General features: G+C 60.5%; 31 protein-coding genes. 13 read left to right on the top strand and 18 right to left on the bottom strand.

Features of this window, described 5'->3' with window-relative positions:
- The first annotated feature begins 3 nt into the window (after nt 1-3).
- Nucleotides 4-582 carry a division/outer membrane stress-associated lipid-binding lipoprotein gene (dolP, locus tag E5E96_RS05195; RefSeq protein ID WP_024945441.1) on the top strand — a complete coding sequence of 193 codons (579 nt, stop codon included), beginning with the start codon at nt 4-6 and terminating at the stop codon, nt 580-582.
- 52 nt (nt 583-634) lie between these two features.
- Here dolP and E5E96_RS05200 read toward each other — a convergent pair whose 3' ends face one another.
- The 8 genes from E5E96_RS05200 to zapE form a co-directional block, all read right to left on the bottom strand.
- On the bottom strand, nt 635-1,060 hold the full coding sequence (locus E5E96_RS05200) for a ClpXP protease specificity-enhancing factor (protein WP_171281680.1): 426 nt from the start codon (nt 1,058-1,060) through the stop codon (nt 635-637).
- The gene (gene sspA / locus E5E96_RS05205) at nt 1,057-1,686 is read right to left on the bottom strand and encodes a stringent starvation protein SspA (RefSeq protein WP_171281681.1); all 630 of its coding nucleotides are present in this window, start codon (nt 1,684-1,686) and stop codon (nt 1,057-1,059) included. The genes E5E96_RS05200 and sspA overlap by 4 nt, the downstream gene beginning before the upstream one ends.
- A gap of 87 nt (nt 1,687-1,773) precedes the next feature.
- Complete coding sequence (locus tag E5E96_RS05210; RefSeq protein WP_158196548.1) at nt 1,774-2,508, bottom strand: cytochrome c1; 735 nt, start codon at nt 2,506-2,508, stop codon at nt 1,774-1,776.
- Nucleotides 2,505-3,722 (bottom strand): cytochrome bc complex cytochrome b subunit, encoded by a 1,218-nt coding sequence (locus E5E96_RS05215; RefSeq protein ID WP_011707596.1) that lies wholly within the window; start codon nt 3,720-3,722, stop codon nt 2,505-2,507. Before E5E96_RS05215 ends, E5E96_RS05210 begins: the two co-directional genes overlap by 4 nt.
- Nucleotides 3,723-3,724: 2 nt before the next feature.
- Entirely contained in the window at nt 3,725-4,315 is a 591-nt protein-coding gene (petA, locus tag E5E96_RS05220) for a ubiquinol-cytochrome c reductase iron-sulfur subunit (RefSeq protein ID WP_011707597.1), read from the bottom strand.
- A gap of 295 nt (nt 4,316-4,610) precedes the next feature.
- Nucleotides 4,611-5,003 (bottom strand): 30S ribosomal protein S9, encoded by a 393-nt coding sequence (rpsI, locus tag E5E96_RS05225; protein ID WP_005336286.1) that lies wholly within the window; start codon nt 5,001-5,003, stop codon nt 4,611-4,613.
- A 15-nt stretch (nt 5,004-5,018) separates the two neighbouring features.
- Nucleotides 5,019-5,447 (bottom strand): 50S ribosomal protein L13, encoded by a 429-nt coding sequence (rplM, locus tag E5E96_RS05230; RefSeq protein WP_005336289.1) that lies wholly within the window; start codon nt 5,445-5,447, stop codon nt 5,019-5,021.
- A gap of 266 nt (nt 5,448-5,713) precedes the next feature.
- The gene (gene zapE / locus E5E96_RS05235) at nt 5,714-6,808 is read right to left on the bottom strand and encodes a cell division protein ZapE (RefSeq protein WP_029304681.1); all 1,095 of its coding nucleotides are present in this window, start codon (nt 6,806-6,808) and stop codon (nt 5,714-5,716) included.
- Nucleotides 6,809-6,948: 140 nt separating this feature from the next.
- Between zapE and E5E96_RS05240 the strand changes: the two genes are divergently transcribed.
- The 12 genes from E5E96_RS05240 (at nt 6,949) to E5E96_RS05295 (ending at nt 17,826) form a co-directional block, all read left to right on the top strand.
- Entirely contained in the window at nt 6,949-7,329 is a 381-nt protein-coding gene (locus E5E96_RS05240; protein WP_139388349.1) for a YhcB family protein, read from the top strand.
- Nucleotides 7,330-7,410: 81 nt separating this feature from the next.
- On the top strand, nt 7,411-8,772 hold the full coding sequence (locus E5E96_RS05245) for a Do family serine endopeptidase (protein ID WP_011707600.1): 1,362 nt from the start codon (nt 7,411-7,413) through the stop codon (nt 8,770-8,772).
- 89 nt (nt 8,773-8,861) lie between these two features.
- Nucleotides 8,862-9,983, top strand: a complete 1,122-nt coding sequence (degS, locus tag E5E96_RS05250; RefSeq protein WP_043160650.1) for an outer membrane-stress sensor serine endopeptidase DegS — start codon at nt 8,862-8,864, stop codon at nt 9,981-9,983.
- Between the two features lie 308 nt (nt 9,984-10,291).
- Nucleotides 10,292-10,654: a transcriptional regulator gene (locus E5E96_RS05255; RefSeq protein ID WP_017409378.1), complete on the top strand. Its 363-nt coding sequence runs from the start codon at nt 10,292-10,294 to the stop codon at nt 10,652-10,654.
- Nucleotides 10,655-11,020, top strand: coding sequence for a glycine-rich SFCGS family protein (locus tag E5E96_RS05260; protein ID WP_102987861.1), 366 nt, complete (start codon nt 10,655-10,657; stop codon nt 11,018-11,020).
- On the top strand, nt 11,020-11,316 hold the full coding sequence (locus E5E96_RS05265) for a DUF4312 family protein (RefSeq protein WP_017409376.1): 297 nt from the start codon (nt 11,020-11,022) through the stop codon (nt 11,314-11,316). The genes E5E96_RS05260 and E5E96_RS05265 overlap by 1 nt, the downstream gene beginning before the upstream one ends.
- A gap of 40 nt (nt 11,317-11,356) precedes the next feature.
- Entirely contained in the window at nt 11,357-12,133 is a 777-nt protein-coding gene (locus E5E96_RS05270) for a DUF4311 domain-containing protein (RefSeq protein WP_016352193.1), read from the top strand.
- An 11-nt stretch (nt 12,134-12,144) separates the two neighbouring features.
- On the top strand, nt 12,145-12,795 hold the full coding sequence (locus E5E96_RS05275; RefSeq protein ID WP_011707606.1) for a DUF4310 family protein: 651 nt from the start codon (nt 12,145-12,147) through the stop codon (nt 12,793-12,795).
- A 43-nt stretch (nt 12,796-12,838) separates the two neighbouring features.
- Complete coding sequence (locus E5E96_RS05280) at nt 12,839-13,978, top strand: amidohydrolase/deacetylase family metallohydrolase (RefSeq protein ID WP_171281682.1); 1,140 nt, start codon at nt 12,839-12,841, stop codon at nt 13,976-13,978.
- On the top strand, nt 13,962-15,077 hold the full coding sequence (locus E5E96_RS05285; protein ID WP_171281683.1) for a DgaE family pyridoxal phosphate-dependent ammonia lyase: 1,116 nt from the start codon (nt 13,962-13,964) through the stop codon (nt 15,075-15,077). Before E5E96_RS05280 ends, E5E96_RS05285 begins: the two co-directional genes overlap by 17 nt.
- Nucleotides 15,077-15,817 (top strand): KDGP aldolase family protein, encoded by a 741-nt coding sequence (locus E5E96_RS05290; RefSeq protein WP_171281684.1) that lies wholly within the window; start codon nt 15,077-15,079, stop codon nt 15,815-15,817. Before E5E96_RS05285 ends, E5E96_RS05290 begins: the two co-directional genes overlap by 1 nt.
- Before the next feature lie 104 nt (nt 15,818-15,921).
- A complete protein-coding gene (locus tag E5E96_RS05295; protein WP_171281685.1) occupies nt 15,922-17,826 on the top strand; it encodes a transcription antiterminator in 1,905 nt (634 codons plus the stop codon).
- Between the two features lie 15 nt (nt 17,827-17,841).
- Here the strand turns inward: E5E96_RS05295 and npr are convergent, their stop codons facing one another.
- From npr to E5E96_RS05345, 10 genes are all read right to left on the bottom strand, one after another.
- Entirely contained in the window at nt 17,842-18,114 is a 273-nt protein-coding gene (gene npr / locus E5E96_RS05300) for a PTS phosphocarrier protein NPr (RefSeq protein WP_005305943.1), read from the bottom strand.
- Nucleotides 18,115-18,134: 20 nt separating this feature from the next.
- Entirely contained in the window at nt 18,135-19,001 is an 867-nt protein-coding gene (gene rapZ / locus E5E96_RS05305; protein WP_011707611.1) for an RNase adapter RapZ, read from the bottom strand.
- Nucleotides 19,002-19,043: 42 nt separating this feature from the next.
- A complete protein-coding gene (ptsN, locus tag E5E96_RS05310; RefSeq protein ID WP_005305951.1) occupies nt 19,044-19,490 on the bottom strand; it encodes a PTS IIA-like nitrogen regulatory protein PtsN in 447 nt (148 codons plus the stop codon).
- A 2-nt stretch (nt 19,491-19,492) separates the two neighbouring features.
- Complete coding sequence (gene hpf, locus E5E96_RS05315; RefSeq protein WP_005305957.1) at nt 19,493-19,780, bottom strand: ribosome hibernation promoting factor; 288 nt, start codon at nt 19,778-19,780, stop codon at nt 19,493-19,495.
- Between the two features lie 21 nt (nt 19,781-19,801).
- The gene (locus tag E5E96_RS05320) at nt 19,802-21,241 is read right to left on the bottom strand and encodes an RNA polymerase factor sigma-54 (RefSeq protein ID WP_011707612.1); all 1,440 of its coding nucleotides are present in this window, start codon (nt 21,239-21,241) and stop codon (nt 19,802-19,804) included.
- A 65-nt stretch (nt 21,242-21,306) separates the two neighbouring features.
- The gene (lptB, locus tag E5E96_RS05325; protein ID WP_011707613.1) at nt 21,307-22,032 is read right to left on the bottom strand and encodes an LPS export ABC transporter ATP-binding protein; all 726 of its coding nucleotides are present in this window, start codon (nt 22,030-22,032) and stop codon (nt 21,307-21,309) included.
- 3 nt (nt 22,033-22,035) lie between these two features.
- A complete protein-coding gene (gene lptA, locus E5E96_RS05330) occupies nt 22,036-22,563 on the bottom strand; it encodes a lipopolysaccharide transport periplasmic protein LptA (protein WP_016352198.1) in 528 nt (175 codons plus the stop codon).
- Nucleotides 22,550-23,110: an LPS export ABC transporter periplasmic protein LptC gene (gene lptC, locus E5E96_RS05335; protein ID WP_171281686.1), complete on the bottom strand. Its 561-nt coding sequence runs from the start codon at nt 23,108-23,110 to the stop codon at nt 22,550-22,552. Before lptC ends, lptA begins: the two co-directional genes overlap by 14 nt.
- Nucleotides 23,107-23,661, bottom strand: a complete 555-nt coding sequence (gene kdsC, locus E5E96_RS05340) for a 3-deoxy-manno-octulosonate-8-phosphatase KdsC (RefSeq protein ID WP_168754623.1) — start codon at nt 23,659-23,661, stop codon at nt 23,107-23,109. Before kdsC ends, lptC begins: the two co-directional genes overlap by 4 nt.
- Nucleotides 23,661-24,656, bottom strand: a complete 996-nt coding sequence (locus E5E96_RS05345; RefSeq protein WP_017409369.1) for a KpsF/GutQ family sugar-phosphate isomerase — start codon at nt 24,654-24,656, stop codon at nt 23,661-23,663. The genes kdsC and E5E96_RS05345 overlap by 1 nt, the downstream gene beginning before the upstream one ends.
- Between the last annotated feature and the right edge of the window lie 97 nt (nt 24,657-24,753).

The raw sequence follows: 24,753 nt of genomic DNA on the forward strand, positions 1-24,753 counted from the left end.
ACCATGAACAAGCAAATGCTCCTGCTCGGCCTGCTGGCCGGCACCCTGCTGCTGCAAGGCTGCGCGGCCGTAGTGGTAGGCGGTGCCGCCGGCACCGCCAAAGCCTCCGGCGATCGTCGCACCCTGGGCGCCCAGTGGGACGATCAGGCCATCGAGCTGAAAGCGGCCAACCTGCTGGCTGACAACAAGCCGCTCAGCGCAGCCAGCAAGATCAGCGTCTACAGCAATAACGGCCGCGTGCTGCTGGTCGGCCAGACACCTTCTGACGCTTACAAGCTCGAAGCTGGCAAGATAGTGGCCCGCATCGAGGGGGTGCGCCACGTCTACAACGAATTGCGCCTCGGCCAGCCGGTCAGCATAGGGGTTCGCAGCAACGACTCCTGGATCACCTCCAAGGTGCGGGCAGACATGCTGGGCGCCAAGAATTTTGACAGTGCCAAGGTCAAGGTGGTCACCGAAAATGGCGAGGTATTCCTGATTGGCCTGGTGACCCGCCAGGAAGGGGATCACGCCGTCGAGATCGCCCGCCACGTCAGCGGCGTGAAGCGCGTGATCAAGGCCTTCGAGTTTGCCCAGAACTAGCACTGACCGCCGACTCTCGGCATAAAAAAACGCAGCCTGTTGGCTGCGTTTTTTATTTGATAACCTTCAGGGTCGGACGACCGCTCGGACGCGGTGGTTCCGGCTCGGGTTCCACCGGCGCTTCGGCTTGCTCCAGCCAGAGGTCATAACCCGCCTCGGGCGGGAACAGGGTCCCCACGCCGTTTTCCCGGGCATGGATGGCCAATACGGCTGCCATCGGGATGTAAACCTGCTGGGAGACACCACCAAAACGGGCGCTGAAGCTGATGGCTTCATTGTCCATGTGGAACTGCCCTACCGCACGGGGGGCGATGTTCAGCACTATCTGTCCATCCTGGACAAACTGCATCGGCACCATCACGTGAGGGATGTTGACGTTGACCACCAGATGCGGAGTCAGGTCATTGTCCAGCAACCAGTCGAAGAACGCCCGCAGCAGGTACGGGCGACTGGGTGTCATTGTCGGTTCCATGCTCATACGCCGGCACGGATCTCGCGCTCGGCTTCAGTCAGGGAAGCCTGGAAAGACTCGCGCTCGAACAGACGAACCATGTAGGCCTTCAGCTCTTTGGCGCCACGACCGGTGAAGTCGATGCCAAGGCTCGGCAGACGCCACAGCAGCGGGGCCATGTAGCAATCGACCAGACCAAACTCTTCGCTCATGAAATAGGGCATTTCACCGAAGATCGGCGCGATGGCCAGCAGGTTGTCCCGCAGTTCGGCACGCGCCGCATCCACGTCGCTACCCGCCATGATCTTGTCGGCCAGAGAATACCAGTCCAGCTCGATGCGATGCATCATCAGACGGCTGTTGCCGCGGGCCACAGGGTAGACCGGCATCAGGGGCGGGTGCGGGAAGCGCTCGTCCAGATACTCCATGATGATGCGTGAGGTGTACAACGCCAGCTCGCGATCGACCAGGGTCGGTACGGTGTTGTAGGGGTTCAGCTCGGCCAGCTCATCCGGCAGGTTGCTTGGGTCAACCTGGCAGATATCTACGCTAACACCCTTCTCCGCCAGGACAATACGCACCTGATGGCTGAACATATCGTTGGCACCGGAAAACAGCGTCATTACCGAACGCTTATTGGCAGCTACAGCCATTGAACCCTCCCGTCATTAAAAAGCAGAAACGGCAATGAAGCCTCTTGGTCTTCATTGCCGTGCATTATATTACCCGGATCTGGTCGCTTAGTGAACGTCGCGCCAGAATTCCTTCTTCAACAGCACAGTGAAGATGAAGAAGATCACGATGAAGCCAAGTACCCAGAAGCCCATGCGTTCGCGCTCCTGTTGTACCGGTTCAGCCGAGTAGACCAAGAAGTTTACCAGATCCAGTACCGTCTGATCATACTCTTCGTTATTCATTTCACCGTTGCCGTCAGATTTGACACTGACAACCTGCTGAACTTCCACTCCGTCGATGGTGTGGGTCGCGAACTCGGCGCGGGGCGTGCCTTGCAGCGGCTCCAGCACATGGGGCATGCCCACGGACGGGAATACCACGTTGTTCACGCCAAACGGACGGGTCTCATCCACGTAGAAAGAGCGCAGGTAGGTGTAAATCCAGTCGGCACCACGTACCCGGGCAACCAAGGTCAGATCGGGGGGCGGTGCGCCAAACCATTTGGCCGCATCCTTGTCCGGCACCGAGTTTTCCATCAGATCACCGATCTTGGCACCATTGACGATCAGGTTGGCCGCCATCAGATCTTCCGGAATACCGATGTCTGCCGCCACCCGGTTGTAACGCTGGTACTGGGTGCTGTGACAGCCAAAGCAGTAGTTCATGAAGGTGGCCGCACCACGCTGCAACGACGCCTTGTCGTTCAGGTCATAGTTGGCCTTGTCCAGGTGCACAGCCCCGGTGTTGGCAAACACCAGCGACGGCAGCAGGGTCAGCACTGCAAAAATTATTCTTTTCATTTAAATGTCACCCTCTCCGGCAGCGGCTTGGTGCTTTCATTCTTGCTGTAGAAGAACAACAGGACGAAGAACCCGAAATAACCCAGGGTACAGATCTGGGCGATCAGCGTCAGGGTCGGAGTCGATGGCAAGACGCCGAGCACCCCGAGAATGATGAAGCAGACCACAAACTGGGCGATGTTCAGCTTGTGCAGGGTACTGCGATAGCGCACCGAACGTACCTTGCAGCGATCCAGCCAGGGCAACAGGAACAGCACCACGATGGAAAGCCCCATCATGATGACGCCCAGCAGCTTGTCAGGCACCGCCCGCAAAATGGCGTAGAAGGGGGTGAAGTACCACACAGGCGCAATGTGTGCTGGGGTCTTCAGACCATTGGCTACTTCAAAGTTCGGTTTCTCGAGGAAATAACCCCACATGTCCGGCTTGAAGAAGATGATGGCGCAGAACAGGAACAGGAAGCCTGCGACCCCGATCATGTCCTTGACTGTGAAGTAGGGGTGGAATGCCACCGCATCCAGCGGCCAGCCGTTCTCGTCCTTGTGCTTCTTGATGTCGATACCGTCCGGGTTGTTGGAACCCACTTCATGCAACGCCAGGATGTGCATGGCAACCAGCATCACCAGTACCAGCGGCAGGGCGATGACGTGCAGTGCGAAGAAGCGGTTCAGGGTAGCGCCGGAGATGACGTAGTCACCGCGGATCCACAGGGTCAGATCGTCACCGATGACCGGAATGGCGCCAAACAGCGAGATGATGACCTGGGCACCCCAGAACGACATCTGGCCCCACGGCAACAGATAGCCCATGAAGGCTTCCGCCATCAGGCAGAGGAAGATCAACATGCCGAAGATCCACAGCAACTCGCGCGGCTTCTGGTAGGAGCCGTAGATCATGCCGCGGAACATGTGCAGATAAACCACGATGAAGAACGCAGACGCGCCGGTGGAGTGCATGTAGCGCAGCAACCAGCCGTAGTCCACATCCCGCATGATGTACTCCACGGAGGCAAAGGCACCTTCGGCGGAGGGGTTGTAGTTCATGGTCAGCCAGATACCCGTGATGATCTGGTTGACCAGCACCAGCATGGCGAGCGAGCCAAAGAAGTACCAGAAGTTCAGGTTCTTGGGCGCCGGGTACTTAGCCATGTGATCGTTGTACATGGCAGTGAGCGGAAAGCGATAGTCAATCCAGCCCATCAGTTTGGCAAACATGGTCAGGCCTCCTTGCCATCGGCACCGACCAGGATGGTGGTGTCGCTAAGATATTTGTACGGCGGAATGACCAGGTTCAAGGGTGCTGGCACCCCCTGGAACACTCGACCAGCCATGTCGAACTTGGAGCCATGACAGGGGCAGAAGAAGCCAGAGGTCACGCCCTGTACCTGCTCGCCAAAGCTGTCCGGCAGATAGGAGGGGGAGCAGCCCAGATGAGTGCAGATACCGACGGCCACGAAGATCTCCGGCTTGATGGATCTGTAACCGTTGTGGGCATAGTCGGGTTGCTGGGGCTCGTCGGAAGCCGGATCGCGCAACTTGTCGTCGTGCGCGGCCAGGGCATCCAGCGTCTGCTTGGTGCGTTTCACCACCCAGACCGGCTTGCCTCGCCACTCAACACGGATGAGCTGGCCTGGTTCCAACTTACTGATATCCACTTCTACCGGAGCACCCGCCGCTTTGGCTTTGGCACTCGGGTTCCATGACTTAATAAACGGCACTGCGGTAAAAGCAGCTCCTACCCCACCAACGGCGACCGTTGACCAGGTAAGAAATCTGCGGCGACCGGTATCAACTGGCGCATTGCTCATCCAAAAACTCTCCCATGTGGACTCCGCACATTCTTATTGTGTCCCTGTTCTCCTTTCTTCCGTGACAACAGCGGCGGAAGCGGAGTTACAATTGTCACAGAAAAACCGAGGGAATTTTAAAGAAAAGATAACAACTTGACAAGAAAGAGAAGCGAAGGTCAAAAACAATAAATACACAATTTTTTGTCTTTTGTGACGTGGTGTTAGCAATACCGTTGGTAATATTACCAATAAAAAAAGCCTGGCACATGGCCAGGCTTTTTTGACACTCGCGAGAGTGCGTACCAAAAGCGAATTAACGCTTGGAGTACTGCGGACGCTTACGAGCTTTGTGCAGACCGACTTTCTTACGCTCAACCTTACGGGCATCGCGAGTAACAAAGCCTGCTTTACGCAGTTCGGAACGCAGGGTTTCATCGTACTGCATCAGAGCACGAGTGATACCGTGGCGGATCGCACCAGCTTGACCGGAGATGCCACCACCATTAACGGTGATGTACAGGTCCAGTTTCTCGGTCATCTCAACCAGTTCCAGCGGCTGACGAACTACCATGCGGGCAGTCGGACGGCCGAAGTACTGCTCCAGGGAGCGCTGGTTGATTACGATTTTACCGCTACCCGCTTTGATAAATACGCGAGCAGTGGAGCTTTTGCGACGGCCGGTACCGTAGTATTGATTTTCTGCCATTGTTGCCAGTTCCCGTTAGATATCCAGTACTTGAGGTTGCTGAGCAGCATGAGCGTGCTCGGCGCCTGCGTAAACTTTCAGCTTACGGAACATGGCACGGCCCAGCGGACCCTTCGGCAGCATGCCTTTGACGGCAGCTTCGATTACCATTTCCGGTTTACGCTGAATCAGCTTGTCGAAGCTGATGGACTTGATACCACCCGGGAAACCGGAGTGAGCATGGTACATTTTGTCGGTAAATTTCTTACCGGTTACGTGTACCTTCTCAGCGTTTACAACGATGATGTAATCACCGGTGTCAACGTGCGGAGTGTACTCAGCTTTGTGCTTACCACGCAGACGAGCAGCGATCTCGGTTGCGATACGACCCAGAGTTTTACCTTCTGCGTCCACAATGTACCAGTCACGTTTTACGGTTTCTGGCTTGGCAACGAAAGTTTTCATTAAGTTAAACCCAATTACCTGTTACAGACCCAATTGCTTATGGGGGCTCTCCCACAAACAACAAACGATGGCCTACCTGTACCCCTTCGAATACAAGTAAAGCTTAAAGTGTTGCTGTCTTATCGACAGCTGTAACGTGGGCCGGGCGATTATAAGTGAAGTTGCCTTAAATATCACCTGCTAATTTCACTGCCATGAAGCTAGCAAATGTCGCCCGGCCCTACCTGCCGCAGATGCCCATCCGACTGGCAGGCGCGGTATTGTGACTAAGGAAGGTGCACTCTGGCAAGGTATTCGTGCGATTGCATTTCCTGAAGCCGTGAAAGACAACGTTTGAACTCGAAATTCAGCAGCCCGTTGCCATAGAGTTCCTGCATGGGCACCGCCGCCGATATGATCAGCTTGACGTGCCGCTCATAGAACTCGTCCACCATGGCGATGAAGCGGCGCGCCGCGTCATCCGTGCCCGCCCCCATTGGCTGCACATTGGCCAGCAGGACGGTGTGAAACAGCCGGGCCAGCTCGATGTAATCGCCCTGTGAGCGGGGAGTACAGCAAAGTTGCTCAAACTCCATATAGAGCACACCTTCTCCCATCCCCAGCGACGCCAGTTGACGGTGATTGATCTCGACACTGCCCGCCCGGGCCTCTTCCAGCCCGGTTAACTGCCGAAAATAACGATCCAGATTGGATTTTGCCTGCTGATCCAGCGGGAAATGATAAATCTCCGCCTGCTCCAGCGTACGCAGGCGATAGTCGGTGCCGCCGTCCACATTAAGTATCTCGCAATGGCGCTCGATGAGCGCAATCGCCGGTAGAAAACGGGCCCGCTGCAGACCATTTCGATACAAATCCTGCGGCGGTATGTTCGAGGTCGCCACCAGCACCACCCCGTGGCCGAACAACTCCTGAAACAGCGTTCCCAACAGCATGGCGTCGGTGATGTCGGAGACAAAAAACTCGTCGAAGCAGATGACGTCGGTTTCGCCGGCCAGCTTGCTGGCGATCAGCTTGAGCGGGTCTGCCTGACCGGTCAGCCCCTTGAGCTCATCGTGCACCCGGTGCATGAAACGGTGGAAGTGAATGCGCAGCTTGCGCTCTCCCGGCAGGCTGTCGAAAAAAGTATCCATCAGCCAGGTCTTGCCTCTGCCCACTCCGCCCCACATATATAGACCCAGGATGGGCGCGCGAGGCTTCGGCTTTTGCAGCCAGCCCAGCAGGCCGCGGGATCTGGTCGGAGTCGGGGTTTGGCACAAATCCTGATAGAGTCGCTCCAGACGGGCCACTGCCATCGCCTGGGCGGGGTCGGCCACGAAGCCGGGGCGCTGCAAATCCTGCTGATACTTTTGCTGCGGGGTCATCCTGTCGATTGCCTTCAAGTCCCTGAATGAAGGACAAAATGGTATCACGCTCTCGGGGTGCACGGTATAGTGCCATCAAGGCGTAGCGGCCGCTTTGGCCGCATCAACCCACATTGATTTAGCTGTAACAAGGAGCATCTATGAGTCTGTTAAACGGGATCCTGCTGGCTGTCGCCGCCTTGATTATTGGTGTCATCATCGGCCGCTTCACAGTGCGCAGCCGGGATGCCGGCCGTCTGGAACAAGAACTGAAGAAGGCTCACAAGGAACTTGAAAGCTACCAGGGCCAGATCAATACCCACTTCGCCGACAGCGCCGCCCTGATGGAACAGCTGGCCGAGCAGTACCAGACCCTTTATCGCCATATGGCGGAGCAGAGCAAATTCCTGGCCAAGGCTCAGGAGCCGCTGTTCCGTGAAACCCTGCTCGACGAGAGCAGCGATGTCCCGGCCAATGAAGAACCGGGCATACCACCCCGTGACTATGCAGGGGCCTCCGGTCTGCTCAAGCAGTCCAGTTAGTTCCCTGCGGAACTAATTGCGCGGTAGCGTGGTCAGACCTTGACGATTGCATTGCAACTTTTTCTGGGAGCTGTTTTTCATATGCGTAAACCTCTTTCTGTGCTCAGTGTGTTAGCCCTCAGTGTCGGTATCGCCATGTCTGCGGCCCCTGTACAGGCTGCACTGCCCTCTCTGCTGGCGAACAATCAGGAGATGCCGAGCCTGGCGCCGGTGCTCGAGCAGGTCACCCCTGCCGTGGTCAACATTTCAGTCTCCGGCAAGAAGATCACCCGCCAGCGTCTGCCGGAACAGTTCCGTTTCTTCTTCGGCCCCAACATGCCCGACGAACAGGTGAGCGAGCAGCCCTTCCAGGCGCTCGGCTCCGGCGTCATCATCGATGCCAAGAAGGGCTACGTGATCACCAACGCCCACGTCGTGCACGAGGCGGACGAGATCAAGGTCAACCTGAAGGATGGCCGTGAATACGCCGCCAAGAAGATCGGCGAGGACAAGCAGTCCGACATCGCGCTGCTGCAAATCAAGGCCGAGGATCTGGTGCAGATCAAGTTTGCCGACTCCGACGAGCTGCGGGTCGGTGACTATGCGTTGGCCATCGGCAACCCGTTCGGCCTCGGCCAGACCGTCACCTCCGGCATCGTCAGTGCGCTCGGCCGCAGCGGCCTCAACATCGAAAATCTGGAAAACTTCATCCAGACCGATGCCGCCATCAACTCCGGCAACTCAGGTGGCGCCCTGCTCAACCTGCGCGGTGAGCTGATCGGCATCAACACCGCCATCCTGGGCCCGAACGGCGGCAACATCGGCATCGGCTTCGCCATTCCGTCCAACATGGTGCGCGACCTGTCCGAGCAGATCGTGAAATACGGTGAAGTGCGCCGCGGCCAGCTGGGCATCACCGGTACCGAGCTCACCTCCGAAATCGCCAAGACCTTCGGCTACAACAAAAAAGATGGCGCCTTCGTCAACCAGGTCATGCCTGACTCCGCCGCCGCCAAGGCGGGCATCAAGGCCGGCGACATCATCATCAGCATCGATGGCAAGGCCATCCGCTCGTTTGGTGAACTGCGCGCCAAGATCGCCACCATGGGGGCTGACAAGCAGGTTGCCCTTGGCCTCATCCGCGATGGCAAGGAGCAGACCGTCAAGGTCACACTGAAGAAGGCGGATGACAGCGAGATCCTGGCCAGCGCCCTGCACCCGGCACTGGAAGGGGCTAAGCTGAGCACCACCGCCGAGCCAGTAACCGGCGTGGCCGTGGCCGACATCGATCCGCGCTCGCCTGCCGCCGCCTCAGGCCTGCAGAAGGGTGACATCATCATCGGGGTCAACCGCCTGCGCATCAACTCGCTGGAAGAGCTGAGCAAGGCGTTGAAGAACAAGCCGGATGTGCTGGCGCTGAACATCCAGCGCGGGGAATCCTCCCTCTATCTGGTGATCCGTTAACCCCCTCTCACCCGCGGCCCTCGCCGCGGGTGATTTTTATCCACCGATAGTGTTATTCTCTGCGCGCTGTATGTACGGATGAGAATGACATGAAAATTCCCCCTCTAGTCAGTTACTTGGGCAAGTCTGTCGGCTTCGGTCTCACCGTGGCGGCTCTTCTGTTGCTGCTGTTTCCCAATTTCCGTGGCGGGGCCCAGTTGCCCGGCCTCATCACCAATGCCCGTGAACTGAGTTTCTCCTACGCCGCCCACCGCGCCGGGCCGGCAGTCGTCAACATCTATACCCGCAGCTTCGCCCGCAACCAGGGCAATCAGGCCGAACTCAGGCCGCAGGGGCTCGGCTCCGGCGTCATCATGAGCCAGCGTGGCCACGTGCTGACCAACTATCACGTCATCGCCGATGCGGACCAGATCATCGTTGCGCTGCAGGATGGGCGGGTATTCAGCGCCGAGCTGGTCGGCTCCGATCAGCTGACCGATCTGGCGGTGCTCTACATCGAGTCGGACAATCTGCCGGTGATCCCGCAGGATCCGGAGCGCCTGCCCGACGTGGGCGACGTGGTGCTCGCCATCGGCAACCCCTACAACGTCGGCCAGACCATCACCCAGGGCATCATCAGCGCCACCGGCCGCATCGGCCTCTCCAGCATGGGCCCGGACAGCAACGGTCGGCAGGATCTGCTGCAGACCGACGCCGCCATCAACGAGGGCAACTCGGGGGGCGCCCTGGTCAATGCCCGCGGCGATCTGGTGGGCATCAACACCGCCGCCTACCACCTCAACGGCAATCAGGAGAGCTACGGCATCAGCTTCGCCATCCCCTACAAGCTGGCCAAGCGCATCATGGATGAGCTGATCGCCAACGGTCGGGTGATCCGCGGCTACCTCGGCATCTCCAGCGTCGAGATCAACCCCATCGTCGCCCGCATGATGAACCTGGGCGATCTGCGCGGCCTGGTGGTGGAGAGCCTGGATCCCAACGGCCCGGCCACCAGAGGCGGGTTGAAGCGGGGCGACGTGCTGCTCAAGATCAACGGCGAGGCCATCAGCGGCGTGCGTACCGCCATGGACAAGATCGTCGAGAGCCGGCCGGGCACCAAGCTCACCATCTCGGTGATCCGTGACGGCAAGCCGCTGGAGGTGGAGGTCACCATCGAAGAGGATCTGCGCTACCAGAACCGGGCCAGCCCGAGCGCCGCCACCGCCAGCTGATCCCGCCAATACTCTTTAACAGGGGCGGTCAACCGCCCCTGTTTGCTTCCCCCGCACTCCCCCATCCGTGAGACGACTCACAGTTTCCAGCAAGCCTGCTCGGCCTAGCTCGACGGGCCAAGTGCGCCCTCGATCACACAAAGTCGGCCCCGATAGCAGCCCTTTGCCCCTCCACCCCACAAAAATCACCGTTTTCAGCCCAGGCGTGCGGGAATTTCCGCTTCGAATCGGAAAAACAGTGCCTCCTCTCTCCTCTACTGCCGGCTTAGGGTAGCGCTATCCCTTCTGCCAGCCTTGGAGAGCAGACCTTGCACACAGAGACCCATGACCAGAACCTGACCCCGGACAGCCCGGCGTTGCTACGCCAGACCGACCACACGCTGGCGCGCATCCACACCCTGCTCGGCGAACAGGGCATCCGCCCCAACGAGGTACAGCGGCAGATGCTGGCCTCCCACGTCAAAGCCATGGTGTGGCGCTCCTACAGCGGTGAATCGCTGCCGGAGGTCGATCTTAGCCTGTTCGAGGAGATCTCCCCCCTCTCCCTGCGCCTGGCCGAACAGGTCGTCGCCTGGCTGGACAAGCTGGCCTATGAAGAGGCCCATCTGCTGTCCGTCCATTTCGAAGTTGCCAAAGAAAACGAACTCAGCTCAGTGAAAGGAGAAAGCTAAATGACAACCATCAAACTCGTGATCGGTGATCGACTCGGCAAGGGCCAGAAAGTGGGAGCTGGCGCGGAAACCGCCGGCGCCAGCGTGACCATCATCCCCGGCATGGCCGCCGACATGAAGCTCGGTGACGTGATGAACAAGGAGCAGGCGGATCTCGGCATCTCCTTCTGCGGCAGCGGCGGCGCCGGTGCCATCACGGCGCAGACCAAGTACGGCTACAAGTGCCGCTACGGCATGCGCTCCATCGAAGAGGGTGTGACCGCCATCAACGAAGGGTGCGTGGTGCTGGGCTTCGGCTTCATGGACAAGGAAGAGCTGGGTCAGAAGCTGATCGAAGCCTTCGCCAAGAAACACGGACGCGCCTGATGAAAGAGGACTTCACCACCCAGGTCATGGTCAGCGGCAAGGGGCCGACTCGCCAGCAGGCGTTCGCCGCCGCCCTCAGCCAGGTGCAGCCAACGCTGCTCAAGGACAACCCGCGGGTGATGCTGCGCATCGAGCCGCTCGAGGTGCAGGTGCTCAAGGCCGAAGAGTCGGTTCGGGTGGAGAAGTTCCTGTTCTTCTTCCTGCCGCGCCAGCGCCGTGAATTCCGGGTCCAGCTGGCGATCACGGTCAAGGTCACCAGCCTGGATGCCGAGCAAGTGACGTTCACCCTGGTGTGACGCCGCCCGCGGGTACCACCCCACAAGAAGGATACGTTGGATGTTTCTAATCATATTTATCAAGTCACTCATCATCGGCGGCCTGGTAGGCGTCGGGGTGGGGGCTGGCGCGGCACGGATGTTCCATGCGCCGACCGTACAGGGCATGGGCGCCTTCCGTACCCTGGGCGAGCTCAACTCCTGTGAAGGGGACCCCGCCTCCCACTTCTCGTTCGGTCTCGGCTTCTTCTTCAACGCCTGGGCCTCCACCGTGGCAGCCGGCGCCTTCACCCAGGATGTGGATCACCGCATCATTCCGCACTGGGCCACGGCGGCACTGCTGTTCAAGAACCGGGATCTCGCCACCACCCTGCACGACCCGAAGAAGATGGCCATTGCCGGCGGCATCATAGGTGCCATCGTGGTCGCCTTCCTCAACAGCACGGCAGCCGCCGTACCGGCCGCCCTGCAGGTCACCGCGGTCAAGGTGCTGGTACCGGCCGCCAACCTGCTGGTCAACACCGTCATGCCGGTGATCTTCTGGCTGGCCGCCATCGAGGCGGGCAAGAAGTCCGGTTTCTGGGCCACCATCTTCGGCGGTCTGGCCCAGCTCATCATGGGCAACGCGGTACCGGGCCTGGTGCTCGGCATCCTGATTGGCAAGGGCGTGGAAGAGAGCGGCTGGAACCATGTCACCAAGGTGATGATGGCGGCCATCGTCCTGCTGTTCGTGCTGAGCGGTTTCTTCCGCGGCTTCGACATGAAACTCATCGAGTCCTTCCATCTGGGTGTTCCCCTGTGGCTGGAAAACGTCCATAACCTGCTGAGCGGCAAATAAGGGGTCACACCGTGGATGAGAAACTGAAAAACAACTTCTGGTACGCCGACTGGTCCTTCCCCATCTTTGTCGGCCTGCTCTCGGCCGGGGTCTTTGCCGGTACCCACATGTTCTACCTGTACGGGGTCGGCGCCTTCAACGAGGTGGCCTTCGTCGCCATGCTCAAGGCCGGCATGGATACCGGTGCCTATGGCGCGGTGGCGGCCTTCGGCGCCAGCTTCCTGTTTGCCCGCATCATCGAGGGCTCCCTGGTGGGGATCCTGGATATCGGCGGCGCCATCCAGACCGGGGTCGGTCTCGGCGTGCCTGCCCTGCTGCTGGGGGCCGGCATCGTCTATCCGGTGGAGAACTTCGGTGCCTCGCTGGCGACCGGCATGGGGATTGGTCTGGCCATCGGCTACGTGATCATCCTGGCGCGCAAGTTCACCATCAACCAGAGCAACTCCACCTACGGCGCAGACGTCATGATGGGGGCTGGCAACAGCTCGGGCCGCTTCCTCGGCCCGCTCATCATCCTCTCCGCCATGGGCGCCTCGATCCCGATCGGTATCGGTTCCCTGCTGGGTGCGCTGCTGTTCTACGTGTGGGGCAAGCCCATCACCGGCGGCGCCATCCTGGGGGCCATGCTGCTCGGTACCTTCTTCCCGGTTGCGCTTGCATAACCATCCGCCGCCCTGCGGGGCGGCTCTCGAGAGGCCATCTAGTATGTACGACATCATCATCAGAGCGGGGCGCCAGGGAGATGGCCAGCTCGTCGATATCGCCATCAGGGAGGGCAAGATAGCCGCCATCGGCACCCTGCCGGAGACGGTAGCGGCGCAGCAGACCCTGGATCTCGGCGGCCGGGTACATGTGAGCGCCGGCTGGATCGACGGCCACACCCACTGCTACCCCGCTTCCCCCATCTATCACGATGAGCCGGACAAGGTGGGCGTGGAGTCCGGCGTCACCACCGTCATCGACGCCGGCAGCACCGGGGCCGACGACGTGGATGACTTCCAGCGTCTCGTCGCCGGCTGCAAGACCCGGGTGCACGCCCTGCTCAACATCTCCCGCATCGGCCTGCTGCGCCAGAACGAGCTGGCCGACAGCCGGGACCTCGACATGGATCTCGCCTCGGCAGCCATTGCCCGCCACCCCGGTTTCATCGTCGGCATCAAGGCGCGGATGAGCGGCAGCGTGGTGGGTGAGAACGGCCTGCAGCCGCTGCGCATGGCCAAGGCACTGCAACAGGCCCACGGTCGGCTGCCGCTGATGGTACACGTGGGCAACACGCCGCCGGATCTGGACGAGATCGTCGCCCTGCTGGGCGATGGCGATCTGCTGACCCACTGCTTCAACGGCAAGCCCAACCGCATCCTGACCCCTGCCGGCGAACTGCGCCAGGCGGTGCGCGAGGCGATGCAACGGGGCCTCTTGCTCGACATCGGCCACGGCGGCGCCAGCTTCAGCTTCGAGGTGGCGGAGCTGGCCATTGCCCAGGGGATCCTGCCCCGCACCATCAGCTCCGACATCTACTGCAAAAACCGCATCAAGGGGCCGGTCTACAGCCTGGCCCACGTGATGTCGAAGTTTCTCGCCATCGGCATGACCCTGGAGCAGGTGATCGCCTGCGTCACCCACCATGCCGCCGATGCCCTGCGCCTGCCCGGCAAGGGGCGACTCGAGGTGGGCGCCGCTGCCGACCTGACCCTGTTCGAGGTGATGAGCGGCCCCACCCTCTTTACCGATACCGAAGCCGGCGCCCGCAATGGCGACCGGCAGTTGCTGCCCCTCGCCGCCCTGGTCGGTGGCGAACTGGTTCTGACTCACTATGGGAAATCACACCATGCCTTCTGTGTATGAGAAATATCAGCTCAAACCGGTGATCAACGCCTCCGGGCGCATGACCATTCTCGGCGTCTCCACCCCCGAACAGGAGGTGGTCGACGCGGTCAACTTCGGCCTCGGCCACTACTTCGAGGTGAAGGAGCTGGTCAACAAGACCGGCGCCTACCTGGCCGGCTTGCTGGACGTGGAAGATGCAGTGGTGGTCTCCTGCGCCAGCGCCGGCATCGCCCAGTCGGTGGCCGCGGTGATCGTGCGCGGCGACCCCTACCGCCTCGAGCAGTTGCACGCCCATGCCCACCATGTGCCGAGCGAAATCGTGCTGCCCAAGGGGCACAACGTCAACTTCGGCGCCCCGGTCGGCACCATGGTCAACCTGGGTGGCGGCAAGGTGGTGGAGGCCGGCTACGCCAACGAGTGCTCCCCTGCCCAGCTGGCGGCCGCCATCAATGCCAACACAGCCGCCATCCTCTACATCAAGTCCCACCACTGCGTGCAGAAGAGCATTCTGTCGGTGGCCGAGACAGCCGAGGTGGCCAAGGCCCACGGGCTTCCTCTCATCGTCGATGCGGCGGCCGAGGAAGATCTGCGTCTCTACTACAAACAGGGGGCAGATCTGGTCATCTACAGCGGCGCCAAGGCCATCGAAGGGCCCACCAGCGGGCTGGTACTCGGCAAGCGCCAGTACGTGGAGTGGGTCAAGCAGCAGGCCAACGGCATCGGCCGTGCCATGAAGGTGGGCAAAGAGGGGATCCTCGGCCTCACCCACGCCATCGAGCGCTACCTGGCCAAAGAGAAGGAGAGCGGCGCCGCCATGGTCGCCAAGATGACCCCCTTCATCGAGCGCCTCAATCAGCTGCCCGGCGTCAGCGCCAAGGTGGTGTGGGACAGCGCGGGGCGCGACATTGCCCGCACCGATATCGCCTTCGACCACCAGCAGATCGGCATGACCACAGTGCAGGTCGTCGCACGCCTGCAACAGGGCACACCTGCCATCTACTGCCGTGGCTACAAGGCCAACGAGGGGCACATCGAGATAGACGTGCGCAGCGTCACCCTGCCCCAGCTCGACCAGATCCATGCCGCCATTGCCCACCTCGTTCAGGAGAACAACTGATGTCTTTGACTCCCAATTACTACCGCGATCGGGTCTGCCTCAACGTGCTGGCCGGCTCCCGACAGAATGCCGTCGACATTTATGAGGCCGCCGAGGGCCACGTGCTGGTCGGCGTACTCTCCAAAAACTACCCGGATGTACCCTCCGCCATCGCTGACATGCAGGCCTACGCCAAGCTTATCGACAACGCCCTCTCCATCGGGCTGGGAGCCGGCGATCCGCGCCAGTCTGCCATGGTGGCCGAGCTGGCTCGCCAGCTGCAGCCCCAGCACGTCAACCAGGTGTTCACCGGGGTCGGCGCCAGCCGGGCACTGCTCGGCCAGTCTGACACCCTCGTCAATGGCCTTGTTTCTCCCACCGGTACCCCGGGGATGGTGAAGATCTCCACCGGCCCCCTGAGTAGCCAGCAGCCCGACGGCATCGTTCCCATCGACACCGCCATCGCCCTGCTCAAGGACATGGGCGGCAGCTCGGTCAAGTTCTTCCCCATGGGCGGGCTCACCTGCCGCGCCGAGTATCAGGCGGTGGCCGAGGCCTGTGCTCGCCACGGCTTCTGGCTGGAGCCCACCGGCGGCATCGATCTCGACAACTTCGAGGAGATAGTGCGGATTGCACTGGATGCCGGGGTCGAGAAGGTGATCCCCCACATCTACAGCTCCATCATCGACAGCGCGAGCGGTCAAACCCGTCCCGAAGACGTGCGTACCCTGCTGGCCACGGTGAAGCGGCTGCTGGCCTGACGGCCCTCAGGCACCGGTCCGATCACTGACCGGTGCCTGGCTTGTTAATGACCCGCTTGTTAACATCGATTTTTCATTCCGCGACAGGAGTCCGTTCCCCCCTCATGATCAAGCTGCCCCACCCCAGACTCCATCAACTGCTCACCCTGCTCCACGCCGAGCCGCTGCCGCAGGAGGAGCTGGCCCGCCGCCTCAATGTCTCCACCCGCACCGTGCGCACCGACGTGGCGACCCTGAACGAGCTCATCGCCACCCGGGGCGCCCACCTGATCCACCAGCGCGGCAGCGGCTATCAGCTCAAGATCTACAATCAGGAGCTGTTCGAGGCGCTGCTGGCGGCCCAGGAACAGGAGAGCGGGCTACCCCGCACCAGCCGCGAGCGGGTGCTGCACCTGCAGATCCTGCTGCTGACGGCGGAGCAGGGCATCAAGCTCGACGAGCTGGCGGACACCTGGTATTTGAGCCGGGCGGCACTGCAGGGGGACATGGCGGAAGTACGGGAGCGGCTCGCCCACTTCGGACTCGCCATCGACAGCAAACCCAGACAGGGGATGCGGATCCAGGGGGGCGAGACGGCCATCCGCGCCTGCCTCACCCAGTTGCTTTACCAAGAGCTGCTGCACAGCAACCCGCTGCAGAGCCTGCTGCCCAACCTCTGTCCCAGCAAGACGCTGGAGGTAGTGGGCAATCACATCCACGAGCAGCTCGGCCGTCATCAGCTGCGCCTGGCCGATGAGAGCCTGCAGCAGCTCGCCATCTACTGCGCCGTCGCCCTGCTGCGCCAGGCGGCCGGCCACGAGCTGCGCCAATTCACCAGCGAGGATCTCACGGCACCTCTGCTGGCGGTCGCCCGCGACATCTATGGCGAGCTGCCGACCCTGACCCCGCCGGGGGAGGAGGAGATAGCCTGCCTCGCCATCCAGATCCAGGCCCGCCTCACCGCCGATGCCCCCCAGCTCAGCCCGGCCATGGCGGCCGAGAGCGAACAGCTGGTGGAGCATCTGCTGGCCTACATCCACCAGCACTACCCCTATGACCTGCGCGGCGATCTGCAACTGCGGGCCGACCTGCAGACCCATATCAGCGCCATGCTGCTGCGGGTCAAATACCAGATCGGCAGCCACAATCCGCTGGCGGACCACATCAAGCAGTACTACCCCCTCGCCTACGACATCACGCTGGCGGCCATCTCGGAGTGGATCAGGCAGACTCCCTATCGGCTGACCCACCACGAGATAGGCTATCTGGTGATCCACATCGGGGTCGGACTGGAGCGGCACTACGACATCGGTTACACCCGCCGCCCCCAGGCGCTGCTGCTATGCGATGCGGGCAATGCCACCTTCCGGGTGCTGGAGGCCCGCATCAAGCGGGAGTATCCCCAGCTGCAGCTGACCATGCTGGAGTCGGTGCGGGATTACGAAGGGCTGGCGCGGATCGAGCAGGACTTCGTCATCAGCACCGTCAAGGCCGGCGAGAAGAACGTGCCCGTGGTGCAGGTCGCCCCCTTCCCGACCCAGTACCAGCTGGAGCAGCTCGGCAAGCTGGTGCTGGTCGATCGCACCCGCCCCTACCTGCTCGACAAGTACTTCGATGCCGACCACTTCATGGTGGCCACCGAACCGCTCAGCCAGGCGGCGCTGTTTGATCGCATCTGCAGCCAGCTGGAGGCGGAGGATCTGGTGGAGAGCGGCTTTCGGGGATCGTTGCAGGAACGGGAGCGGATCGTCTCCACCATGCTGGGGGATGGCATCGCCCTGCCCCACTCCCTCGGCCTGCTGGCGCGCCGCACCCTGGTCTATACCGTGCTGGCCCCGCAGGGGATCGACTGGGGCAACGGCGAGAGCGCCACCCTCGTCTTCGTACTGGCCATCGCCAAGGCCGACTACGAAGAGGCAATGGGGCTCTACGACCTGTTCCTGGCGCTGATGAACGAAAAAGCCAGCAGGAGTCTGCTGGCTTGTCGGGATTTTGCCGCCTTCAAGGCGCTGGCACGCAGCGCACCTTGAGCATGCCGAGGTGCGTTACTCCTCGTTGAAGCCCGAGGTGAACAGCGCCACCACGGCGGCCAGGGCCTCCACTTCCTCGGGCCCCTCCACCTGGACTTCCACCTGCTTGCCCTGGGCGGAGTCCAGCATCAACAGGCCGATCACGCTGTCCGCGTCGGCCTCGACCCCCTCTTCGTTGCGCAGCAACACGTGGGCATCGAACCCCTGCACCAGCTCGAACAGCATCATGGCCGGTCTGGCATGCATGCCTAGTTTGTTTTTCACTTCCACCGAGGCTGAGACGGTCATCTGATCTTCCTATTGGTCCATCAAAATTGCGGTGCACTCTTGTCGAGGGTGCGGTGGCGGATCTGGACGTTCTTGCCCAGCAGGCGGAAGGCACCGGCCAGCTGCTCGGCAATGAATACCGATCTGTGCTGGCCGCCGGTACAACCGATGCCAACCGTCACATAGCTGCGATTGTTGCGCTCCAGATGGGGCAACCAGGTCGCCAGCATGTTCTCGATCTGAAGGATGAACTGCATCACGTCGGGCTGACTGGAGAGGTAGCGGGCCACCGGTTCATCCTTGCCGGTGAAGGGCTTGAGCTCGGGGATCCAGTGCGGATTGGGCAGGAAGCGGGCGTCGAACACGAAGTCGGCATCCTTGGGAATGCCGTACTTGAAACCGAACGACTCGAACACCAGCACCAGCTCGTTCTCCTTCTTGCCGAGCACCCGGGTCTTGATGAGCTCGCTCAGGTCGTGAATGCTGAGGTTGGTGGTATCGATGCGCAGGTCGGCCGTCGAGGAGAGCGGTGCCAGCAGGTGGGTCTCCTCCCGAATCGCCTCGTCCAGCGACAACTGATTGCGTGACAAGGGGTGCAACCGGCGGCTCTCGCCGTAGCGCTTGAGCAGGGTGGAATTTTCCGCATCGAAGAAGAAGCTCGAGAACTCCACCCGCCCCTCGTTGCGAACCTGGGCCAGCAGGGTTTCCAGCTTGTCCGGGCTCGCCGGCAGGTTGCGCACGTCGATGCTAACCGCCAGCTTGTCATACTGGCTCTCGACCGAGACGATCAGCTGAGGCAGCAGGTTGACCGGCAGGTTATCCACGCAGTAATAACCGAGATCCTCCAGCACACGCAGGGCAACTGTCTTGCCCGAGCCGGAGCGCCCACTCACCACTATTAATTGCATCTTGTTCCCTCACCGCTTGGCGTCATTGCAAGGGCCTGCATCTCAGGCCGATGTCATGATCTGATAGAGTTCTTCGTCGCTGGTTGCCTGGCGCAACTGGCGGCATACCGCCTTGTCGCCCAGTTTGGATGCCATCAGGGAAAGGGTCTTGAGGTGCTGCTTGCACTCGCTTTCCGGCACCAGCAGGGCGAACAGCAGGTCAACCGGTTGATTGTCGATGGAATCGAAGGGGATCGGCTCTGCGAAGGTCATCAGGATGGCGGTCGGCGGAAACTCGTCGCCAATCCGGCCGTGGGGAATGGCGATACCGGCACCGATCCCGGTACTGCCCATTTTTTCTCGCGCCAGCAGGCACTCGAAGAGCACCTGACGAGAGGTCCCCAGGCGCTCAGCGGCTAACTCGCTGATGATCTCCAGGGCGCGTTTCTTGCTGGTACAAGGGACCGCACTTTTGGTGCAGTCCCGACTCAGTATGTGTTCAAGTTGCATGGTTATTTTTGATTTAACTTATCTTTGTGCTTGATGATCTGCCGATCCAGCTTGTCCAGCAGGGTATCAATCGCAGCGTACATGTCGGCATGCTGCGAATTGGCGAACACCTCACCCCCGCTGACATGCAGCTTGGCTTCGGCGATCTGGTTCAGTTTTTCTACGCTCAACACCACATGAACATTGTTGATGTGGTCAAAGTGACGCTCGAGTTTGGCAAATTTGTTGTTCACATAATCACGCAGAGCTTCGGTGATCTCGACATGGTGTCCGGTCAGGTTAATTTGCATAACGTCTTCCTTTTGTTTTGCCTAAACCAGGCGTTTGCGCTGATTGGATGGCGGGATCAACAAGGATTCACGGTACTTTGCGATCGTGCGTCTCGCCACCATAATACCCTGTTCGGCCAGCAAATCCGCGATCTTGCTATCACTTAGCGGCTTGGCGGGATTCTCCGCCGTGACCAGCTTCTTGATCAGCGCGCGAATTGCGGTCGATGAGCACTCTCCTCCTCCCTCCGTGTTGACATGACTGGAGAAAAAAAACTTCAGTTCGAAGATGCCGCGCGGCGTATGCATGTACTTCTGGGTCGTGACCCGCGAAATGGTCGACTCATGCATCTCCACCGCTTCTGCGATGTCGTTGAGCACCATGGGTTTCATGGCCTCTTCACCGTATTCGAAAAAGCCCTGCTGCTGCTCGACGATACAGCTGGCCACCTTGAGCAGGGTGTCGTTGCGGCTCTCCAGGCTCTTGATGAACCACTTGGCTTCCTGCAGGTGGGAACGGATGAACTGGGTATCCTGGCTGGTGCGCGCCTGACGGGCCATGGCGGCATAGGTCTCGTTGACCCGGATGCGCGGGGCCGAGTCCGGATTGAGCTCGACCACCCACTTGTTGCCCTTCTTGACCACGGAAACATCCGGGATCACGTACTGGGATTCGCTCTGAATGACGCCGTTGCCGGGTCTCGGCTCCAGCTGCTGGATCAAATCCAGCACCTCCTTGAGGTCGCTCTCCTTGAGCCGGGTCTTGCGTGCCAGGGTGCGGTAGTCGCGATTGCCGAGCAAGTCCATGTGCTCGAGGATCACCTCCTTGGCCTCGTTGAGCCAGGGCAGGTCCGGGGAGTATTGGCCCAGCTGGATCAGCAGGCACTCCTGTACCGAGCGGGCGGCGATGCCGACCGGGTCGAAATGCTGCACCCGCTTGAGCACCGCCTCCACCTCATCGAGCTCCACCTCGACATCCTCGCTGCTTACCGCAGTCTGAATATCCTCCAGCGACACCGTCAGATAACCGGATTCGTCGATGGCATCAATGATGGCGAGGGCGATGGCGGCATCCACGTCGCTGAACGGGGTCAGGCGCATCTGCCATAGCAGGTAATCCTGCAGGTTTTCGGTGGTTTCGCCCTGATAGATGCTGTCTTCACCATCGTGGATCGGGCCCGCACTCTGGGCCGTGCCGGCCGAGTAGACCTCTTCCCAGGTGGTATCTACCGGCAGTTCGTCCGGCATGTTGTCCTGGGACATGGCATCGCTGGAGTCGAGTTGGCTGGCATCGACCGGCTCTTCCGGGCTGGTCTCCTGCACATCATTTTCCTCTTGCTCCAGCAAGGGGTTGTTGTCGAGCGCTTGCTGAATTTCCTGCTGGAGTTCCAGAGTGGAGAGCTGGAGCAGACGAATCGCTTGTTGTAATTGCGGCGTCATGGTCAGGGACTGGCCGAGACGCAACTGTAATGTCGGCTTCATCTACGTCGGGATATCCTTATGTTCAGCGAGGCAGTCGTCACAGGAAATGAAGAGATGCCCCCTTACTATAGACTGAATTGATCGCCCAAATAGACGCGCTTGACCTGTTCGTCGGCCAGTATGTCGGCCGGTGCACCTTCGGCAATCATCTTGCCGTGGCTGACGATATAGGCCTTCTCACATACGTCCAGAGTCTCTCTGACGTTGTGGTCGGTGATCAAGACGCCCAGGCCTCTATCTTTGAGATGCTGGATGATCTTCTTGATGTCTATCACAGAAATGGGGTCGACCCCGGCAAAGGGTTCATCCAGCAGGATAAAACGCGGCTCGGCAGCCAGTGCCCGGGCGATCTCGACCCGGCGCCGCTCCCCGCCCGACAGGCTCTGACCCAGGCTGTCACGGATATGGGTGATGTTGAACTCTTCCAGCAGTTGCTGGACCTTGTCCTCCCGCTCTTCGCGACTCAGCCCCTTGCGGGTCTGCATGACCCCCATCAGGTTGTCGAACACCGACAGGCGACGGAAGATGGAGGCCTCCTGCGGCAGATAGCCGATACCGTTGCGGGCACGGATATGCATGGGCTGCAGGCTGATGTCCTGATCATCGATGGTGATGAGGCCGGCATCGCTCTGCACCAGCCCCACGATCATGTAGAAGGAGGTGGTCTTGCCGGCTCCGTTCGGACCTAACAGCCCGACGATCTGGCCGGTCCCCACTTCCAGACTCACATCGCTCACTACCATGCGGCGCTTGTAACTTTTTTGCAGGCCGGCTGCTTTCAACACTGCCATGGTTTATTTTCCCTGCTTCTTCTGATCGGCCGGCTTGTCGAAATTCTCTACCTGATCCGGCAGGAACACCGTCTTGACCCGCTGGTTCGGGGTCTTGCTCTCGGCAATCATCTTCTGTTTGACGATGTCGTAACGGATCAGGTCGCCATTGACCTGGCTGTCTTCCTGCTTGAGCTGACCGTTGCCGGTGATGGTCACCAGCCGGTTCTTCAGCTCATAGCGGATGCTGTTGCCATGGGCATTGACCGGCTTGCCGTTGTCCAGGATCTGGAAGAAGGTGGCGGGCTTGCCATAGGCCGTCATCACCTCGGCACCCTTCTCGCCGGAGCGGATCACCACCACCTTGTCCGCCTTGATCTTGATGGTGCCCTGAGTGATGGTCACATCCTGTTCGAAGGTGATGCGGTTGTCCTGCATCTCGGCCACCTGCTTGACCGCATCCACATAGACCTTCTCGGCAAAGTCGGACTCTTTGGCGCTCACGGTGCCGCACAGCAGCAGGGCCGCGAGGGCCAGATTAGCGTTTTTCATTGAAATAGATGGCATGGCCCTGATCCAGTAATTCAAAATATTTGCGTTCCAGATGACCCTTCAGGCCGACGCCCTCGGTCTGGAAATCCTTACCCACTATGCTGACCTGCTGATTGCTTCTCACGTTCTGGGTCACCAGATCCAGCTCCAGATAGGGGGTATCCAGCGTGGAGATGAAAGAGGTGGGCAACAAGCCGTCCAGATGCACCTTGTCCCGCAGGATCACGTTGTCATCGGTGTTGAGCACGCCGGTATCGGCAGTAACCTTCCACTCGGGCTCGCCCTGCTTGTCGAACATATAGACCACCGGCTTGTCAAAGGTGGCCTGCTCGAGGATCTGGTAGTACTCCGCGTAGCGGGACTCCAGCCGCTCGGTGCGACGGCCTTCGACATCGAAGCGGGTCGTCACCAGATTCTTGGCGGTGAAGTCCGGCTGATAATTCTCCACCTTGGTGGTCGGCTCCGGCGCCAGTTCGATGTCGCCGAGCTGCCAGGCGGTCAACGCAACCAGGAACAGCAGGGCGAACAACAGGGTCTGTCTGCTCATACCGAGGCCTCTGGCTGATAGTCACCCAGCCCCTGGGCCTGCAAAATGAGATCGCACACCTCGCGCACCGCGCCAACACCGCCGGCCAGCCGGGTCACCATGTCGGCCCGCGCCAGCACCAGCGGATGGGCATCGGCCACGGCGATGCCGAGACCACAGACCTGCATCACCGGCAGATCGATGGTGTCATCGCCGATATAGGCCGCCTGCTCGGGGGTCAGTGCCAGCTTGGCCAGCAGCGCCTCGAAGTGAGGCAGCTTCTGATCCGCCCCCTGCACCAGATGCTGCACCCCCAGGCTCTTCATCCGATCGCTGACGATGCGGGAGTTGCGCCCGGTGATGATGGCAATCTCGATCCCGGCGTTGAGCAGCGCCCGCATGCCGGCACCGTCGCGGGTACAGAAGGTCTTCAGCTCTTCGCCGTCATTTCCCATGTAGATGAGGCCGTTGGAGAGCACCCCGTCCACATCGCACACCAGCAGGCGGATCTGCGCCGCCTTCTCAAACTGGCTGCGCGTCACCGGACCATAGAGGGTCGGTACGTTTTGCATCAAATTACTCCGGCTTTCAGCAGGTCATGCATGTTGAAGGCACCCAGCGGGCGCTTGTCGCCATCCACAACCAGTAATCCGTTGATCTTTCTGGTTTCCATCAGTTTGACGGCCTCGGCTGCCATCATCTCTGGTCCCACGGTAACACAGTTGACCGTCATCACGCGGCTGATCGGGGTGTGGTGGATATCCACCTGCAGGTCCAGAATGCGGCGCAGGTCGCCATCGGTGAACAGGCCGGCCAGGCGGCCATCGGCATCGGCAACGGCCGTCATGCCGAGCCCCTTGCGGCTCACTTCCAGCAGTGCCTGGCTGATGGTGGCATCTATCCCCACCTGGGGCAACAGCTCACCGCTGTGCATCAGATCACCGACCCGCAGCAGCAGTCGCTTGCCAAGGGAACCGCCCGGGTGAGAGAGGGCAAAATCGTCGGCGGTAAAGCCGCGGGCTTCCAGCAGGGCCACCGCCAGCGCATCGCCCATCACCAGGGTCGCTGTGGTACTGGACGTAGGCGCCAGCCCCAGCGGGCAGGCTTCTTTCTCTACCTTGATGCACAGGTGCACATTGGCTTCTTTCGCCATGGTGGAGGCCGGGTTGCCGGTCATGCAGATGAGCGGGATGCCGCGGCGCTTGAGGACCGGCAACAGGGCCAGGATCTCGTCGCTCTCGCCGGAGTTGGAGATGGCGATGATGAGATCGCCGCCGGAGATCATCCCCAGATCGCCGTGGCTGGCTTCACCCGGATGGAGGAAGAAGGCGGGAGTGCCGGTGCTGGCCAGGGTGGCCGCAATCTTGCTTCCGACATGACCTGACTTGCCCATGCCGGTGACCACTATCTTGCCACTGCAGCGCAGTATCATCTCGCACGCCTGATCGAAGGCATCGTTCAGGTACTGGTAGAGTCCATCAATCGCTTGTTTCTCGATGTCCAGCACGGTACGGGCGCTGCGACGAAAATCGAACAGTTCAGACACTTTTTCAGACTTTACAGACATAAAGGCACAGCTCCGGGCTGAAATTTGCTGCGGGATTATAAAAAAGTCTGTCGAGATAAGCGAATCGGATACTTCCCGACCTGAAAAGAGAGACAAT

It is taken from the genome of Aeromonas sp. 1805 (assembly GCF_013085525.1).
GTDB classification, from domain to species: domain Bacteria; phylum Pseudomonadota; class Gammaproteobacteria; order Enterobacterales; family Aeromonadaceae; genus Aeromonas; species Aeromonas hydrophila.